This is a genomic window from Actinosynnema sp. NPDC004786 (genome assembly GCF_053601135.1).
This window is the reverse complement of the sequence record NZ_JBSGBG010000004.1, coordinates 96,732-111,848: the sequence shown is the minus strand read 5'-3', so window position 1 is coordinate 111,848 and position 15,117 is coordinate 96,732. Positions and strand designations below refer to the sequence as shown.

Below are 15,117 nucleotides of genomic sequence, written 5' to 3'. Positions count from 1 at the left end.
CACTGCGGTCGTCGGCCACCGCCGCCACCGGCCACTGCGGTCGTCGGCAAGCGTCAGCCAGGGGAGCGGACCGGGGGTGCGCCAGAGGGCCGAGCGGACCGGGGGCGCGCCAAGGCGGTGAAGGGCTGCCACTGGGGGTGTGAGGCAGCCCCTCACCGCCTTTCCGACGGTCCGTCCGGGGGCAGGACGGGGCGTCGGGTGGGAAGGGGCGTGCCGGTCGGGCGGCGGCCGGCGCACCCGTGGTCTACGTCGCCGTCGCCGTCGCCGTCGTGAGGAACTTCTCGACCTGTTCCACGACGAACGCGTGGTCCTCCGCCTGCGGCAGGCCCGACACCCCGACGGTGCCCACCATGCCGACACCGACCACGTTCACCGGGAACACGCCGCCGTGCGCGGCGTACCGGTCGGGGTCCAGGCGGGAGTCCCGGTCGAAGTCCTTGCCAGCCGCCCGGAAGGTCTCGCCGACCCGGAACGAACTCTGCCCGTACCGGTCGACCACGCGGCTCTTGCGGTCGATCCACTCGTCGTTGTCCGCCGACGTGCCCGGCAGCGCCGCGTGGAACAGGCGTTGCCGCCCCCGGCGCACCGAGATCGTCACCGGCAGCGCGCGCTCACGGGCGGCGGCCAGCAGGAACGTGCCCAGCGCCAGTGCCACCTCGTTGTCGAACGACGTGAACACCAGCCGGGACTCCTGCTCGGCCAAGGTCTCCAGCAGGCTCACGGCGACACCACCTGTCCAGTCCGGGCGGAGGTGAACGCCGCCTCGATCACTTCCAGCGCCCGCACCGCGGACTCCGGGTCGACCGGCAGCGGGCCGCCCTCGGTCAGGGCGGCGACCAGCAGCCGGTAGAACTCCGAGTACGCGCCGGGCAGGCCCACGACCTCCTCGGCGTCGTCCAGCAACCCCACCCGGGCGGATGTCGACAAATCTTCAAATGGCTTGCCGGCGGCGAGGGCGTCCTCCTGGCCGTCCAGGCCGTGCGACACGTACGCGCCGGTCGAGCCCAGCACGCGGAACCGTGGTCCGTGGTGCGGCGCGGCGGAACTGGCCCAAAGGTGTGAACGCACGCCATTCGCATGGGTGAGCGCCACGAAGACGTCGTCGTCCACCTCGACCCCGGGCCGCCGCAGGTCCAGCTCGGCGTACACCGCCGACACGGGACCGAACAGCTCCAACGCCTGGTCGACGAGGTGCGCGCCCAGGTCGTACAGCAGCCCGCCGGCCTCGTCGGGCGCGCCGAACTCGCGCCAGTTGTCCCAGACCTCCGGCACCCACCGCTCGAACCGCGACTCGAACCGGGTCACCGTGCCCAGCGCACCCTCGTCCACCAGCGACCGCAGCGTGCGGAAGTCGCCGTCCCACCGCCGGTTCTGGAACACCGTCACGGGAACGCCCCGGTACCTCGCCGCCTGCAGCACCCGACGCGCGTCGGCCGAGGTCGGCGCGAACGGCTTGTCCACCACGACCGCCATCCCGGCCTCGATCGCCGCCAGCGCCAACGGCACGTGCGTGCGGTTGGGCGTGGCGACCACGACCAGGTCGAGGTCCAGCTCGAACAGCTCCTCGACCGTGCGCGGCAGCGCCACGCCCGGGTGGGCGGCCTCGGCCTGCGCCCGTCGGGCGGGGTTCGCGGTGACGACGGCGCTCAGCTCCAGGCCGGGCGTCGCGGCTATCAGGGGTGCGTGGAACACCCGGCCGGCGATGCCGTAGCCGAGCAGTCCGGTGCGCAGTGACATGGCATCGATTAAAGCAACGGCGTGTAGTAAAAAGCCAGGTGCGATGATGGACCCGTGGCCAACTTGCGCTTCCTGCGGGGGTACAACGACGCGGTGGTGCTCGGGCTGGCCAGGTCCGGCGCGGTGACCAGGGTCGAGCTGGCCGACCGCAGCGGGCTCACGCCGCAGGCGGTGTCCAAAGTGGTGAGCAGGCTCATCGACGACGGCCTGCTGGTCGAGTCGGGCACCCGGAACGTGGGCGTCGGCAAGCCGCGCACCCTGCTCAAGCTCGTCGCCGACAGCCGGCTCGCGCTCGGCGCGCAGGTCGAGCGGGACGAGCTGCGGGTCGTGCTCACCGACCTCGCGGGGACCGTCCTGGACCGCGCGGTCGCGCCGCTGCCGCGCGACTTCGACCCGCCGACGTTCGTGGAGGAGCTGAACCGCCTGGTCGACGGCCTGCGCAGCGAACGGCTCCTCGGCGTCGGCATCGGGTTCGTCGGGCCCCTCGACCACCGCACCGGGGTGGTGCACTACCCGACCGGCCTGTCCGAGTGGCACGACGTGCCGCTGCGCTCCCTGGCCGAACAGCGGCTCGGCCTCCCGGTCGTGATCGACAAGGACACCAACACGGCGGTCGTCGCCGAGGCGTGGCGGCGCGGCGAGGAGCTGCGGGACGCGGTGCTCGTGCTGGTCGGCACCGGCCTGGGCATCGGCATGCTGCTCGACGGCCGCGTGCACCGGGGCTCGCGCACCAACGCGGGGGAGTACGGGCACACGACCCTCCAGCTCGACGGCCCGCAGTGCGTGTGCGGGCGCACCGGCTGCATCGAGGCCCTGCACAACCTCGCCGCCGCGCGCGGCGACCTGGTGGAGGCGACGTCCATCGTGGGCGTGGCCGTGGCCGACCTCGTGCAACTGCTGGACATCGACCACGTGGTGCTGGCCGGCCGCGCGGTGCTCGCCGAACCGGCCGCCTACCTGGACGGCGTGCGGGCCCGGCTGCCCAAGGACGAGTGGCTGCCGGTGGACGTGTCGATCACTCCGCTGGGTGACGACGTGGTCGCGGCCGGCGCGGCGATGCTCCTCCTGAGCGAGTTCTACGGCCGTCCCCGCTGACCGGATTGGACATGCCCTGCTCACGGGCACCCGTGCGAGTGATTCACTGTGCGGCATGTATGCGCTCCGGTACGCCGTCGGCACCGACCCCGGCCTGCGCCGTGAAGCGAACGAGGACTCCGTGTACTTCAGCGAACGACTGTTCGCCGTCGCCGACGGCATGGGCGGGCACGCGTTCGGCGAAGTGGCGAGTTCGATCGCGGTGGCGGTGTTGGCCGACCTCGACGTGGAAGCCGACGACCCCCTCGGCGAGCTGGCCGGTGCGACGCGGGAGATCGCCGTCCGGCTGACCGACCTGGCCGAGGAGAACTTCGACATGCGCGGCATGGGCACCACGCTCACCGCGCTGCTGTGGGACGGCGAGCGGTTCGCGGTCGGGCACATCGGCGACTCGCGCTGCTACCTCGTCCGCGAGGGCGAGCTGTCCCAGGTCACCCGGGACCACACCATGGTGCAGGCGCTGGTCGACGACGGCCGGATGGCCGCCGAGCAGGCCGCCGAGCACCCCGGCCGGTCGATGCTCATGCGCGCGTTGCAGGCGGGCAGCGCGCACGACGCCGACCTGTTCTTCCAGGACGTCGAGGCGGGCGACCGGTACCTGATCTGCTCGGACGGGCTGTCGGACGTGGTCGCCCCGGCGGAGATCGCCGGGCTGCTGACCGCGTCCGCGGACGGTGACGAGACCGTGCGGGCGTTGATCGAGGCGGCCAACGCGCGCGGCGGGCCGGACAACATCACGTGCGTGGTGATCGACGTGCTGCCGGCGGGCGACCCGTCGTGGCTGCCGGGGTGGCTCACCCGCTGAGGGCGCTGCCCGTCGGGATGCCGAGCAGGTCGCGCAGCGCGGTCTCACCGGTCGGGGTGAGCCGCACCGCGCGGCCCGTGCCGATCCGGCGCACCCAGCCGCGTTCGTGCAGGTGGGCGCAGACGTGCGCGCCCGCCGCGCCCGCGAGGTGGGAGCGGCGCTCGGTCCAGTCCAGGCACGCCCTGGCCAGCGGGCGGCGGGTGGTCGGCGGGCCGAACGCCAGCTCGTCGGTCAGCCACGCGAGGCCGTCGTCGGTGACGGACAGGTCGTCGGTGAGCAGGCCGCGGGCCGTCATGGCGTCGGTGATCGCCACGCCCAGGCGGCCGGCCAGGTGGTCGTAGCAGGTCCGGCCGCGGCGCAGGGCCTGGTCGGCGGCGGACGCGCGGAGCGTGCGGCGCGGCGGGTCGGCGGGGCCGAGGTAGGCGAGGAGGTCTTCGAGCAGCCTGGCCTGGCGCGGGCCGGCGAGCTGCACGTAGCGGTGGCGGCCCTGGCGGCGTTCGACCAGGAGGCCGCCCTGGACCAGGCGGGTCAGGTGCTCGCTCGCCGTGGACGGCGCCACGTCGGCGGCGTCGGCCAGCTCGCCGGACGTCCACGCCCGGCCGTCCAGCAGCGCGAGCAGGAACCGGGCGCGGCTGCGGTCGGCCAGCAGCGCGGCCAGGGATGCGAGTCGGTCTGCTGCCACGTCCGCCATTGTGCGCCGCCGACGTTTCGGCGTGCGCCGAAGTGTCCGGCGCCTACGGTGGCCGCATGAGCGTGCTGGAGGACGACGGTTACGTGGTGACGCCGGTGCCGGCGGCGGAGTCCGGGGTGGCGTGGCTGAGGGCCGGGGTGGCGCGGTTCAGCGAGGGCGCGGACCACGTGCGGCGGCGGGCGGTGGTGGCGCGGGTGCTGTCCACTGTGGATCTTGACGCGCTGCGGCGGCCGGGGGAGCCGGTGGCGGTGCTGGCGGAGGCGTTGGGGCTGCCGCGGTCGGTCGCCGGTGACGTGGCGGTGGTGGCGGGGTGCTACCAGCCGCACGTCGCGGTGACGCGGGAGGCGGACGAGGCGGTGGCCCGGCTGGTCGCGGCGTGCGGTGGGGCGTGGGACGAGGGGACGGCCAACCTGATCGGGGTGCTGGTGCAGGCGAGCGCGGCGACGCGGGCGTTGATCGCGGGGGTGGAGCCGCCGGTGCCCGTGACGCGGCGGGTCGCGCCGGACGGGTCGGTGGTCGAGGTGGACCTGGCCGGGGCGTGGTTCGGGGCGGGGCGGCACGCGTGCCCGGGGCGGGAGCACGCGATGGCGTTGGCGGAGGGGTCGCGGGTGTTCCACCGGTTGCACGACGACTTCCTGGTGCTGCCGAACGCGTGGGACTTCGCGTCCGCGGCGGCGCTGGTGCGGGCCGGGTTCGCGGCGGTGGGGACGACGAGCCTGGGCGTGGCGGTGGCGCACGGCCTGCCGGACGCGGCGGGGGTGGCGCGGGCGGAGACCGTGGCGTTGGCGCGGCGGCTGGTGCGGCTGCCCGTGCCGGTGACGGTGGACGTGGAGGCCGGGTTCGGCGGTGACGTCCGGTCGTTGGCAGCGGAGCTGTGGGAGCTGGGCGTGGCGGGGGTGAACGTGGAGGACGGGCGTGGCGAGGGGTTGGCCGATCCCGGTTCGCACGCCGCGGTGGTCCGTGCGTTCAAGGAGGCCGCGCCGGGCCTGTTCGTCAACGCGCGGGTGGACACGCACTGGCTGTCCGTGGACCGTGAGTCGACGGTGACCCGTGCCTTGGCATACGTGGACGCGGGGGCTGACGGCATCTTCGTGCCGGGCTTGGCGGACGAGCGCGGTATCGCCGCCCTGGTGGCGGCCCTCGACGTGCCCCTGAACGTGCTCCCCGTGCTGCCCACCGCCACCCTGCGCGACCTGGGCGTGCGCCGGGTGAGCACCGGCTCCCTCCTGTTCCGCGCGGCCCTGGCCGAAACCGTCCGCACCGCCGACGCCGTCCGTTCCGGCGCCCCGCTCCCCACCGACCTCCCGACCTACCCCGAAACCACCGCCCTGACCACCTGAACCCGCGCGTGTCCTACGTTCGGAACGCGCGTGTCCAACGCTCAGAACACCCGAGTTGAACGCTCGGAACGCCCACCGCTGTTCCGAACGCTCAACTCGGCTGTTCCGGAGGTAGGACACGCGCGTTCCGGAGGTAGGACACGCGCGGTTCGGTCAGGCGGGGTTCAGGGCGTGGGTCAGGGTTTCCCAGGCGATGAACAGGCGGTCGGTGCCGGCCGGGCGTTGGCGTTCGGTCAGGGCCTGGGTGTTGGTCATGGCGATGCCCAGCCGGGTGTTCAGGGCGTTGAACGCCACCTCGGTGGTCGGGCCGAGGGCCTGCTTGCGGGTGCCGCCGCACAGCCACGACGGCATCGGCTCGACGCCGAGCTGGTACTTCGAGTGCAGGCCGTAGGCGTGGCGCAGCCGCTCGCGCACCTCGCCCCACAGGTCCTGGCCCTGGAGCCGGGCGGTCTCGGCGATGTGCGCGGCGGCGGCCAGGCCGTAACCGGTGTGGGTGAAGTCGCGGCACGTCTCCTGCGACAGGCCGTTCACGAACGTGGTCTGCCCGTGCCAGTACGAGACGATCTCGTCCCGCGTGTCGATGCCGCTGCCCGGCGGCGTGCGCGGCAGCGCGCCGTCCGTGGTCAGGTAGACGTAGGCGGGCATCCGGGTCCGGAACGTCGCCACCGCCCGGTCGTACACCGCCCGGTCCTCCAGGAACACGGAGATCCCGAGCGTCGCCTCCATCATGGACAGTTCCCAGTTGCCGTTCGTCGCCGCCCGCCCGCCGACGACCTCCGGCAGGTAGACGTCCCGCAGCATGGTCGCGAACCGCCCCGCGTTCGGCCAGTTCCCGTGCACGTGCCTGATGATCTCCGCGGCCCGCGGCCACGACGAGCCGGCCCACGCCGTCTGCAGCGGCGCGTTGGTGTTGGTGTGGTCGCGGATCGTGGCCGACCACGCGTCCATGATCTCGATCGCCTTGGCCGCGTAGCGGTTGTCCCGCGTCACGTACCACGCCAACGACAAGGTGTACGCCGCCAACGCGTCCTCGCGCTCGTCCGTGCACCCGTAGTTGGGGTTGGAGTAGGACCCGCACTCCACCACGGCCCGCGGCTTCGGCACGCGCGACAGCGAGGCGAACGGGTGCGCCAGCATCTGGTCGAACGCGCCGCGCCACGGCTGCTCGCCCGCGTTCACCTTGGCCCGCACGAAGTCGAGCTGCGACTTGCCCACCAGCACACCGGGGTGGGCGAACACGGCCGGCGCCGCCGTCGAGGGCGACGGCGACGCGACCACCAGGCCGACCGCCACCAGGGCGGCGGAGAGAACCGATTTCCCACGCATGCCACGGAGTTTGTGTGGTCTGGACCACCAACGTCAACGATGTTCACGCTGGTGAAGCGACCGCGCCGTCCGGTTCCGGTCGAGCGCGTTCCAAGCCGCGAAATCCGTCCGGCCGCGCCGGCGGGTTGCGACGGAGCGCGTTCCGGGCCGCGAAACGCGAGCGGCCGGGCCGGGCGTGAAGAGGTGCCCGACCCGGCCGCGGGCCGTCGCTAGCCGGCCACCGGCGAGGACTCGGAGGGGGACGGCTCGGTGTCCTTCCGCCGCCGCGCCCGCGCCGCCAGCACGAGGTCGACCACCAGGAACGCCAGCAGGCTCAGCCCGAACAGCGGCACGAACCAGCCCACCGCCGCCGCCACCACGAGCACGGCCACGAGCTGGGCCCGCGGCGGCTTGCGCCACTGCCCGCGCGGGACCGGCCGGCCGAAGCCCCGGGTCGGGCGGCGCAGCCACCAGATCCGGTAGCCCAGCACGACCAGCGCCACCAGGCCGAGCCCGAGCGCCAGCAGCACGAGCTGGTTCGGCCACCCGAACAGCACGCCCATGTGCGCGTCGATGCCCCACCGGGCGAGCTTGGCCGCCACCGGGTAGTCGGCGAACCGGACCTCGTCCAGCACCTCGCCGCCGGAGACGGCGACCGCGTCGACCTGGGTGGGCCAGGAGCGGTCGATCTCGCTGACGTTCCACGGCATCCCGGCCATCGGCGGCGCGACGATCTCGATCAGGCCCGAGTCGATGCCCGCCTGGCGCGCGGTGGCCAGCACGGAGTCCACCTCGCCGGGCGACACCGGGATCGGGTCGGACATGTCGTGCCCGGCGTGGTCGCCGCCGCCCTCCAGCGCCGGCGTGGTCCAGTTCAACGCCTGGCGCACGGCGGCGACGTTCTCGCCGGCGTAGGCCGACCAGGTCAACCCCGTCGCGGACAGGAACAGCGCGCCCACGAGCACCGACAGGCCGATCGTGGCGTGCCGCCGGGTGGTGGGCTTGGTCCGCTGCGCGCGGCGGCGGCTGAACCACAGGAACACGCCGCCGAGCGCGACCACCCACAGCCAGGACGCGGCCAGCTCGCTGTAGAGCCGGCCGGGTTCGCCGAGCATCAGGTTGCGGTGGATCTGGTCGATGGTGGTGCGCAGCGGCAGCACGCCGCTGGTGCCGTAGGTCATCAGCTCGCCGACCACGGTGCCGTCGGCCGGGTTGACGAACACGGTGGGCCGGGCGTCGCCGTCGCTGGTGAACAGCACGCGCGTCGTGTCGCCCGGCCCGGGGGCGGGCCGGATGGCGGCGAGCGTGTCGCCCGGCCGGGCCGCCACGGCGGCCTTCACCTGCTCCGACAACGGCACCGAGGACGTCGACTCGGGCACGCGGAGCTGGTTCGAGTACAGCCACGACTCCAGTTGGGGCGTCGCGGCGTAGAGCACGCCGGTCAGGGCGGCGATCAGGACGAACGGGCCGACGAGCACGCCCGCGTAGAAGTGGAAGCGCAGCACGAGGCCGCGCCAGGTCTCGGACATGGCGGGAACTCCCGGGTACGAGGAGGTGCCACCGGTCCCGGAACGGGACGGTGGTGGGGGACTCGGGTACCTAGGAGCGCGGCGGGCCGCGCCGCGGCAGCGCGCGTCGGCGCAGGACCTCCGACAGCGGCTGGCGCGGGTGCGCGGCGATGGGGATGCGCAGGGGCGCGAACGCGGGCGGCGGGCTCAGCCGCCGGGGCAGCACGGCCGCCAGCGCGGCGGCCAGCCGGAACACGGCCTGCTCGAACCCGGCCAGGGCCACGACGACGATCACCGTCGCCCCGAGGTGGGCGAGCAGCATCGACGGCGACGGCAGCACGTCGCGCGGTTCCCGCGACAGCACGGCGAGGAACACGTGCGCGGCGACCTGGACCACGCCGACGAGCCCGAACAGCTCGGTCAGCCCCAGTTGCCGGTCGGTGAGCGGCACGCACGTCCACGCGATGGCCAGCGCGAACACCAGCACGTGCGGGAAGGAGGGCAGGTGGCCGCCGCCGCTCGCGTGCGCGATCACGGCCAGGAGCCCGGTGGACAGCCCGACCGCGCCGCAGCGCGCCACGCGCGCGGCCCCTCGCGTCGGTGCCGGTGCCACGCTTCCGCAGCGTAGCGGCCCGGTTGGGGCCGAAGAAGAGCGAATGTGGATCCGACCGCGACCGGGTTCGCCGGACTCCGTTGTCCGGGCGACCCCTGTTCGTCGTCACCTGCCCGACCCGCGTGGAATAATGGCCGGTCGGGCGTGGAATATCGCCGGTCAGTTGTAGGGCATTCCGCCGAACGGGCTGGTGGCCACCTGCGCGAAGGTCGTAAAGGCGGTCACGACCAGGGCGGCGATGAGCACTCGTCCGATTCGCATGCGTTCTCCAGTCGACAGGGTCGGGGAATTTCGGCGATTACCGTGTCAGCACGCGGACCGGTGTGGAGCGGAATCGGCGTGAACAATCCGATAACTGTGCGACGATCAGGTTAATTCGGCGGCAATGTTACATCTTGTTAACTTGACGTTAGCGCCGTATTCTCGCGGTGTGCGCGCCGTCACACTGCGTCTCGCAGGCCGCGAGCGAGAGCTGGGCCGCCTCCTGGCGCTGGTGGACGACCTGTCCCGGGGGCGGGGCAGCGCGCTGCTCGTCGAGGGCGAGCCCGGCATCGGCAAGACGGCGCTGGTCCGCGCGGCGTGCGACGCGGCGGCGGCCCGCGGCTTCCGGGTGTGCCGGGGCGCGGGCGACGAGCTGGGCCGCTCGCTGCCGCTGCTGCCGCTGCTGGACGCGCTGGCCGTGGCCCGCGCGGAGAGCGCCGCGGTCACCGCCGAACGCCTGCTGGCGCGCGTGGACGACCTGTGCGCGATCGGCCCGGTGGTCCTGGTCCTGGACGACGTGCAGTGGGCGGACGAGGCGAGCGTCGCGGTGTGGCGGCGGCTGGCGGGGTTGGTGCCGCAGTTGCCGCTGCTGCTGATCGGCGTGCTGCGGCCGTTGCCGCGCCGGGACGACCTGGCCGTGCTGCGCAAGGACGTGCCGCGCCTGCCGCTGCCGCGCCTCGCGCCGCCCGCCGTGGTGGAGCTGACCGGCAGGCTGGCGGGCGGCACGCCGGACGAGGCGCTGGCGCGGCTGGCCGAGGACGCCGGCGGCAACCCGCTGTACCTGGTCGAGCTGGTCGAGGCGTTGTTGCGCGGCGCGGCGATCGAGGTGGACGCCACCGGCACGGCCCGGCTGGTCGACGCCGGGGTGCCGCCGTCGCTGTCGGCGGCCATCGCGGACCGGATCGGGTTCCTGGGCGCGGACGTGCGCCGGGTGCTCGTCGCCGCCGCGCTGCTCGGGGTGGACTTCCCGGTCGCCGACCTGGCCGCCGTGCTGGGCATGCGGGTGGTGGAGCTGCTGCCCGCGTTGCAGGAGGCGACCGTGGCGGGGGTGCTGGTCGACGGCACGGCCGGCCTGTCGTTCCGGCACCCGCTGGTGCGCACCGCCCTGTACGACGAGGTGCCGGAGGCGGCGCGCGGCGCGTGGCACGCCGAGGCGGCCCGCGCGCTGGCCGACACGGGCGCGGGCGTGGACCGGGTGACCCGGCAGCTCCTCGCCGCCGACGACCGGATGCCGGACTGGGTGGCGGACTGGCTGGTCGCGCACGGCGCGGTGCTCGTCGCGCACGCGCCCGAGGCGGCGGTGGACCTGTTCGGGCGGGTCGTGGTCGCGCCGAACGCGGGCCCGCGCCGGGGTGTGCTGCTGGCGCACCTGGCCGAGGCCCGGTTCCGGCTGGGCGACCACCACGGCGCGGAGGCCGTCGCGCTGGCCGGGCTGGAGCACGGCACGCTCGTGGACCTGCACTGGACGTTGGCGCAGTGCCGCAGCATCACGGGGCGTTCGGCGGAGACGCTGGTCGAGGTGGAGCGGGCGCTCGCGGCGCCGGGGCTCACCGCGTCGGACCGGGCCCGGCTGCTCGTGGTGGCGGCCCGCGCGCACTGGGACGTCGGCGAGCTGGACGCCGCCGAACGGCTCGCGCGGGCGGCGCTGGTGGACGCCGACCCGTGGGCCACGAGCTGGGCCCTGCACGTGCGCACGATCGTGGCGATGGCGCGCGGCCGGATGGCCGAGGCGCTGCCGCTGTTCGACCGGGCGCTGGCGGTGGCCATGGGCGAGCCCGCCACGTCGGACCTGCGGCTGCTGCTCCAGATCAACCAGGCCGTGACCCTGGGCGAGCTGGACCGCGGCCCGGAGGCCATCGCGTCCGCGCAGGTGGTCCGGCACGCCGCCGACCAGGTCGGCAACCTCGTGCGGCTGGCGCAGGCGCAGAGCGCGCTGGGCCAGCTCCTGCTGGACGCCGGCCGGTGGGACGAGGCGCTGGTCGACGTCGACCTGCTGGCCGACGACCTGAAGCACCCGATGGTCTCGCGGTGCGACCACGGCGTGGCCGCGTTGATCCACCTGCACCGGGGCGACGCGGCGGGGGCGCGGGCGCACCTGCGCCCGGTCGTCGGCGACGGGACCGCCCCGCTGCCGGAGGGGCACGTGGTGGGGCCGCTGGCGCTGGCCGTGAGCCTGGAGCTGGAGCAGGCGGGGCGGGTGCGGGAGGCGTGGTCGGCGTTGACCGGGTGGCGGTCGGTGGAGGACCTGCTGCCGGACTTCGTGCGGCTGGCCGCGGAGCTGGGCGAGGACGCCTCGGCCGCGGTCGCGCACGCCGAGGCGTTGGTGGCGGAGCTGGACGTGCCGCACCGGCGGGGGTCCGCGGCCTACTGCCGGGCGCTGGTGTCGGCCGACCCGGTCGGGTTGCTGCACGCCGCCGAGGAGTACCGGGTGGCCGGGCGGCCCCTGTTCCGGGCCAAGGCGTTGTCGGCGGCGGCGGAGCTGTTCGCGGCGGCGGGCGACCGGTCGTCGGCGCGGGCGGCGCTCAGCCACGCCGTGGAGGTGCACGCCGGGCTGGGCGCGGACTGGGACGCGACCCGGCTGCTGGCCCGGATGCGGGAGCACGGCATCCGGCGTGGCCCGCACGCCAAGCACCGGCGGGCCACGCACGGCTGGGAGAGCCTGACGCCGACCGAGCTGAAGGTCACCGAGCTGGTGGTGTCGGGGCTGTCGAACCGGCAGATCGGGGAGCGCCTGTTCCTGTCCGGCCGCACGGTGGCCACGCACGTGTCGCACGTGCTCGCCAAGCTCGGCGTGCGGTCGCGCACGGACATCGCCCGGGAGGCGGTCCGGCACCTCGGCGCGTCCGGCTGAGCGGTCAGGGGCGGGGGAAGTTCTCCCGGGCCCAGGTGGCGTACGTGCGCGCGGGGCGTCCCAGCACCTCGGCCACGTCGTCGGACAGCAGCGAGCCCGCGCCGGTGCGGACGGCCCGCAGCCCTTCGGCGTACTCCCCGGGCAGGTCCTCCAGCGGCACGTCCACCGTGGTCAGGGGCCGGTCGAGCACCTCGGCCAGGACGGCGACCTGCTCCGGCACGGAGATCAGCTCCGGGCCGGTGAGGGCGTAGGCGCGGCCGTGGTGGTCGTGCCGCAGCGCTTCGACCGCCACCTCGGCCAGGTCGCGCGGGTCCACCACGCCGAGCCTCGTCGTGCCGGTCGGGTTCGGCACGGGCTCGCCGGCGGCGATGAGCGGGGCCCACTGCAACGAGTTGGACGCGAACAGGCTCGCCCGCAGCAGCGTCCACGCCGGGAACGCGCGGGCCGCGTCCTCGCCGGGGCGGTGCCATCCCGCGACCGGGCCGACGGGGATCGCGGACAGCTTCACCACCTTCGGCACGCCCGCCCGCCGGGCCGCGTCGAGCAGCGCCAGGTCGTAGGCGGGCAGGTCGGCGGTGCCGGGGCCGAGCAGGAACACGGCGGTCACGCCGGCCATGGCCCGGTCGAGGGACGCCGGGTCGGTGTGGTCGCCGCGCACCTGGTCGCCGGTCGGCGTGCGGGAGAGGGCCCGGAACGGGACCCCGCGGTCGGTGAGGAGCCGGACGACTTCCCGGCCGGTGGTGCCGGTGGCACCCGTGATCAGCAGCATGGGGCCGAGTCTGCGGGCCGGGGGAGGGGAAGGTCTTGGACGTTCCGGCGGTTGTCGTCGGACGTGGAGCAGCGCTTGCGGCCGTGGGTCGAGGGGATCGGCAGCCAGTCGTTCGAGGGGCGCACGTACGTGCACGCGCCGGACACGGCCACGACGCTGGTGCTGTGCACGGCGTCCGAGGGCGCGTACGTGGTGGGGCCGCGCGACCGGGCCCGCTACACCGCCGGGCGGCGGGCGCGGCGGGTGGTCGTGCGGTTGACGCCGGGGCGGGCGCAGGCGGTGCTGGACGTGCCGGTGGACGAGCTGGTCGACCGGGCGGTGCCGTTGAGCGAGCTGTGGGGCCGGCCGGTCGGTGACGTGGCCGCGTTGCGGTCGGCGCTGCTGAGCCGGGTGGCGCAGGCGGATCCGGGGCGGTCGGACCTGGTGCACGCGGCGGCGCGGATGCTGCGGGTGCGGGGCGTGGCCGAGACGGCGCTGGCGTTGGGCGTGAGCGAGCGGCACCTGCGGACGCTGTTCACCAGGGCGGTCGGGTTGTCGCCCAAGCGGTTCGCGCGCGTGGAGCGGGTGCGCCGGGTGGTGGCGCGGGGCGGCCGCGGCGGGTGGGCGCGGCTGGCGGTCGAGCTGGGCTACTACGACCAGGCGCACCTGAGCCGCGAGTTCCGGGCCACGATGGGCGTGCCGCCCGGCGCGTACCTCGCGGGGAACCTGCCCGAGGCGACCTACTGCTAGTGGTCGGGGGCCTCCGACTCGGCAGCGGCACGGTGAGCGTGCCGGTGAACGCCATGAGCGGGATGAGGGCCGGCACGACCGCGCGGGCCAGGTCGGTCCCGATCAGCGGCGGCGGTCCACCACCACGCCGTCAGGGACCGGTCGCGGGCCGCAGCCGTGCCACGACGCCGTCCAGCCCTTCCCGGACGATCGCCGGGTCGTCGTGGTCCAGGCCGAAGGCGACCTCGTGCCAGGGGCCGAGCCGGTGCGCCACGAGTGCCCGTTCGCGCTGGTCGTCGGTCACGCCGTAGGCCGCGGCCAGGGCGTCGGCGAAGGCCGGTGGGGTGCCGTGCAGCGCCCACGCGAGGTCGATCGCCGGGTCGCCCAGGTGGGCGTCGCCGAAGTCGATGACACCGGTCAGCCGGCCGTCGGCGGCCAGCACGTGCTCGGGGCCGAGGTCGCCGTGGACCAGCACGTCGCCGGTCAGCCGCCGCCCGGCCGCGAGCAGCGCGTGCGCGGGCTCGTGCAGGTTCGCCGGGAGGAGCGGCACGACGTCGGCGGCGAACCGGGCCAGGTCGTCGGCCGGCCGGCCGCGCGGGACGCCGAGGCGGAGCGGTTCGTCGGTCGGGCAGTCGTGCAGGGCGCGGAGGAACAGCCCGAGTTCACGCCCGTGGGCGGGGTGGGTGAGCGGTTCGCCGGGCACGAGGGGGTGCCGCACCGCGAACGGTTCCCCGGGCACGACTTCGGGGACCGGGACGGGCAGCGGCAGGCGCGGTGCGAGCCACGGCATCAACCGGGTCTCCCGGCGCAGCTGCGCGACCACCCCGGGGCGGCGCGGCCTGCGCACGACCCACCGCCCGCCCACCAGCCGCGCGGTGGTGTCCCAACCGCCGCCGAGGTCGAGGTCGGCCGGCGCCTGCGCCACGGCGGTCCTCACGTCCTGCGTGCGCGGTGCCGGCTCGGGCCGGCGCGTCGGTGGCCGCGGGCCGGAACCGGCCGCGTCTTCCCCGTCCGGCGGTGTCTCGTGGACCGCGGCGCTCACGCCTCGTGGCCGCGGTGGTGGCGGCCCAGTCGGGCCAGGCGTGCCGCGGTGCCGCCGCCTACGTCCATGCCCAGCCGCACCCGTCGCCGCAGCCGGCGCGCCACGACCTCGCCCAGCGGCGTGTCGGGCGTCTTCCGGAACCGCGCCGGCCGCCGGTCGCGCGCGGCCTGCTCGGCCCGGTCCGCCGCCGCCTCGTCCGCCGGGCCGAGGGCCCCGCGCAGCGCCTGCTCGGCCCGCCGCCGGTCGGCCCGCAGGTCGAGCCGCCGGTTGAGCGGGATGCCGCGGCGGGAGCCCTTGTCGTTCTCCCCGTAGGTGTTGCGGCGGTCCTTGGCATAGCTCAGCCGCTTCTTCTCCTGCGGGCTCCTGCGCACCACCGGGCACCTCCGGGTCGA

The 15,117-nt window shown here is 75.1% G+C and carries 14 protein-coding genes; 5 read left to right on the top strand and 9 right to left on the bottom strand.

Features of this window, described 5'->3' with window-relative positions; genetic code table 11:
- Positions 1 to 244: 244 nt before the first annotated feature.
- Both ACWEFJ_RS05230 and ACWEFJ_RS05225 read right to left on the bottom strand, forming a co-directional pair.
- Positions 245 to 721, bottom strand: coding sequence for a heme-degrading domain-containing protein (locus tag ACWEFJ_RS05230; protein ID WP_449712991.1), 477 nt, complete (start codon positions 719 to 721; stop codon positions 245 to 247).
- The gene (locus ACWEFJ_RS05225; RefSeq protein WP_378083567.1) at positions 718 to 1,737 is read right to left on the bottom strand and encodes a Gfo/Idh/MocA family protein; all 1,020 of its coding nucleotides are present in this window, start codon (positions 1,735 to 1,737) and stop codon (positions 718 to 720) included. The genes ACWEFJ_RS05230 and ACWEFJ_RS05225 overlap by 4 nt, the downstream gene beginning before the upstream one ends.
- A gap of 54 nt (positions 1,738 to 1,791) precedes the next feature.
- On the opposite strand from ACWEFJ_RS05225, the gene ACWEFJ_RS05220 reads away from it, so the two are divergent.
- Together ACWEFJ_RS05220 and ACWEFJ_RS05215 are read left to right on the top strand one after the other, a co-directional pair.
- The gene (locus ACWEFJ_RS05220) at positions 1,792 to 2,832 is read left to right on the top strand and encodes an ROK family protein (RefSeq protein WP_449712990.1); all 1,041 of its coding nucleotides are present in this window, start codon (positions 1,792 to 1,794) and stop codon (positions 2,830 to 2,832) included.
- A 55-nt stretch (positions 2,833 to 2,887) separates the two neighbouring features.
- Positions 2,888 to 3,637, top strand: a complete 750-nt coding sequence (locus ACWEFJ_RS05215; protein ID WP_378083570.1) for a PP2C family protein-serine/threonine phosphatase — start codon at positions 2,888 to 2,890, stop codon at positions 3,635 to 3,637.
- Here ACWEFJ_RS05215 and ACWEFJ_RS05210 read toward each other — a convergent pair.
- Positions 3,627 to 4,328, bottom strand: a complete 702-nt coding sequence (locus ACWEFJ_RS05210; RefSeq protein ID WP_449712989.1) for an ArsR/SmtB family transcription factor — start codon at positions 4,326 to 4,328, stop codon at positions 3,627 to 3,629. The genes ACWEFJ_RS05215 and ACWEFJ_RS05210 overlap by 11 nt on opposite strands.
- A gap of 56 nt (positions 4,329 to 4,384) precedes the next feature.
- Between ACWEFJ_RS05210 and ACWEFJ_RS05205 the strand changes: the two genes are divergently transcribed.
- Positions 4,385 to 5,668 carry an isocitrate lyase/PEP mutase family protein gene (locus tag ACWEFJ_RS05205; RefSeq protein ID WP_449712988.1) on the top strand — a complete coding sequence of 428 codons (1,284 nt, stop codon included), beginning with the start codon at positions 4,385 to 4,387 and terminating at the stop codon, positions 5,666 to 5,668.
- Positions 5,669 to 5,821: 153 nt separating this feature from the next.
- Here ACWEFJ_RS05205 and ACWEFJ_RS05200 read toward each other — a convergent pair whose 3' ends face one another.
- The 3 genes from ACWEFJ_RS05200 to ACWEFJ_RS05190 form a co-directional block, all read right to left on the bottom strand.
- Complete coding sequence (locus tag ACWEFJ_RS05200) at positions 5,822 to 6,994, bottom strand: alginate lyase family protein (RefSeq protein WP_449712987.1); 1,173 nt, start codon at positions 6,992 to 6,994, stop codon at positions 5,822 to 5,824.
- A gap of 209 nt (positions 6,995 to 7,203) precedes the next feature.
- The gene (locus ACWEFJ_RS05195) at positions 7,204 to 8,502 is read right to left on the bottom strand and encodes a PepSY-associated TM helix domain-containing protein (protein WP_449712986.1); all 1,299 of its coding nucleotides are present in this window, start codon (positions 8,500 to 8,502) and stop codon (positions 7,204 to 7,206) included.
- A 70-nt stretch (positions 8,503 to 8,572) separates the two neighbouring features.
- Positions 8,573 to 9,094: a hypothetical protein gene (locus ACWEFJ_RS05190; protein ID WP_378083578.1), complete on the bottom strand. Its 522-nt coding sequence runs from the start codon at positions 9,092 to 9,094 to the stop codon at positions 8,573 to 8,575.
- 430 nt (positions 9,095 to 9,524) lie between these two features.
- On the opposite strand from ACWEFJ_RS05190, the gene ACWEFJ_RS05185 reads away from it, so the two are divergent.
- On the top strand, positions 9,525 to 12,206 hold the full coding sequence (locus tag ACWEFJ_RS05185) for an ATP-binding protein (protein ID WP_449712985.1): 2,682 nt from the start codon (positions 9,525 to 9,527) through the stop codon (positions 12,204 to 12,206).
- Between the two features lie 4 nt (positions 12,207 to 12,210).
- Here the strand turns inward: ACWEFJ_RS05185 and ACWEFJ_RS05180 are convergent, their stop codons facing one another.
- Positions 12,211 to 12,975 carry an NAD(P)H-binding protein gene (locus ACWEFJ_RS05180; RefSeq protein ID WP_449712984.1) on the bottom strand — a complete coding sequence of 255 codons (765 nt, stop codon included), beginning with the start codon at positions 12,973 to 12,975 and terminating at the stop codon, positions 12,211 to 12,213.
- A 51-nt stretch (positions 12,976 to 13,026) separates the two neighbouring features.
- Here ACWEFJ_RS05180 and ACWEFJ_RS05175 point away from each other — a divergent pair, with 51 nt between their 5' ends.
- Entirely contained in the window at positions 13,027 to 13,704 is a 678-nt protein-coding gene (locus ACWEFJ_RS05175; protein ID WP_449712983.1) for a helix-turn-helix domain-containing protein, read from the top strand.
- 130 nt (positions 13,705 to 13,834) lie between these two features.
- Here ACWEFJ_RS05175 and ACWEFJ_RS05170 read toward each other — a convergent pair whose 3' ends face one another.
- The gene (locus ACWEFJ_RS05170) at positions 13,835 to 14,608 is read right to left on the bottom strand and encodes a phosphotransferase (RefSeq protein ID WP_449712982.1); all 774 of its coding nucleotides are present in this window, start codon (positions 14,606 to 14,608) and stop codon (positions 13,835 to 13,837) included.
- A 113-nt stretch (positions 14,609 to 14,721) separates the two neighbouring features.
- Complete coding sequence (locus tag ACWEFJ_RS05165) at positions 14,722 to 15,099, bottom strand: hypothetical protein (protein WP_449712981.1); 378 nt, start codon at positions 15,097 to 15,099, stop codon at positions 14,722 to 14,724.
- Positions 15,100 to 15,117: the final 18 nt, after the last annotated feature.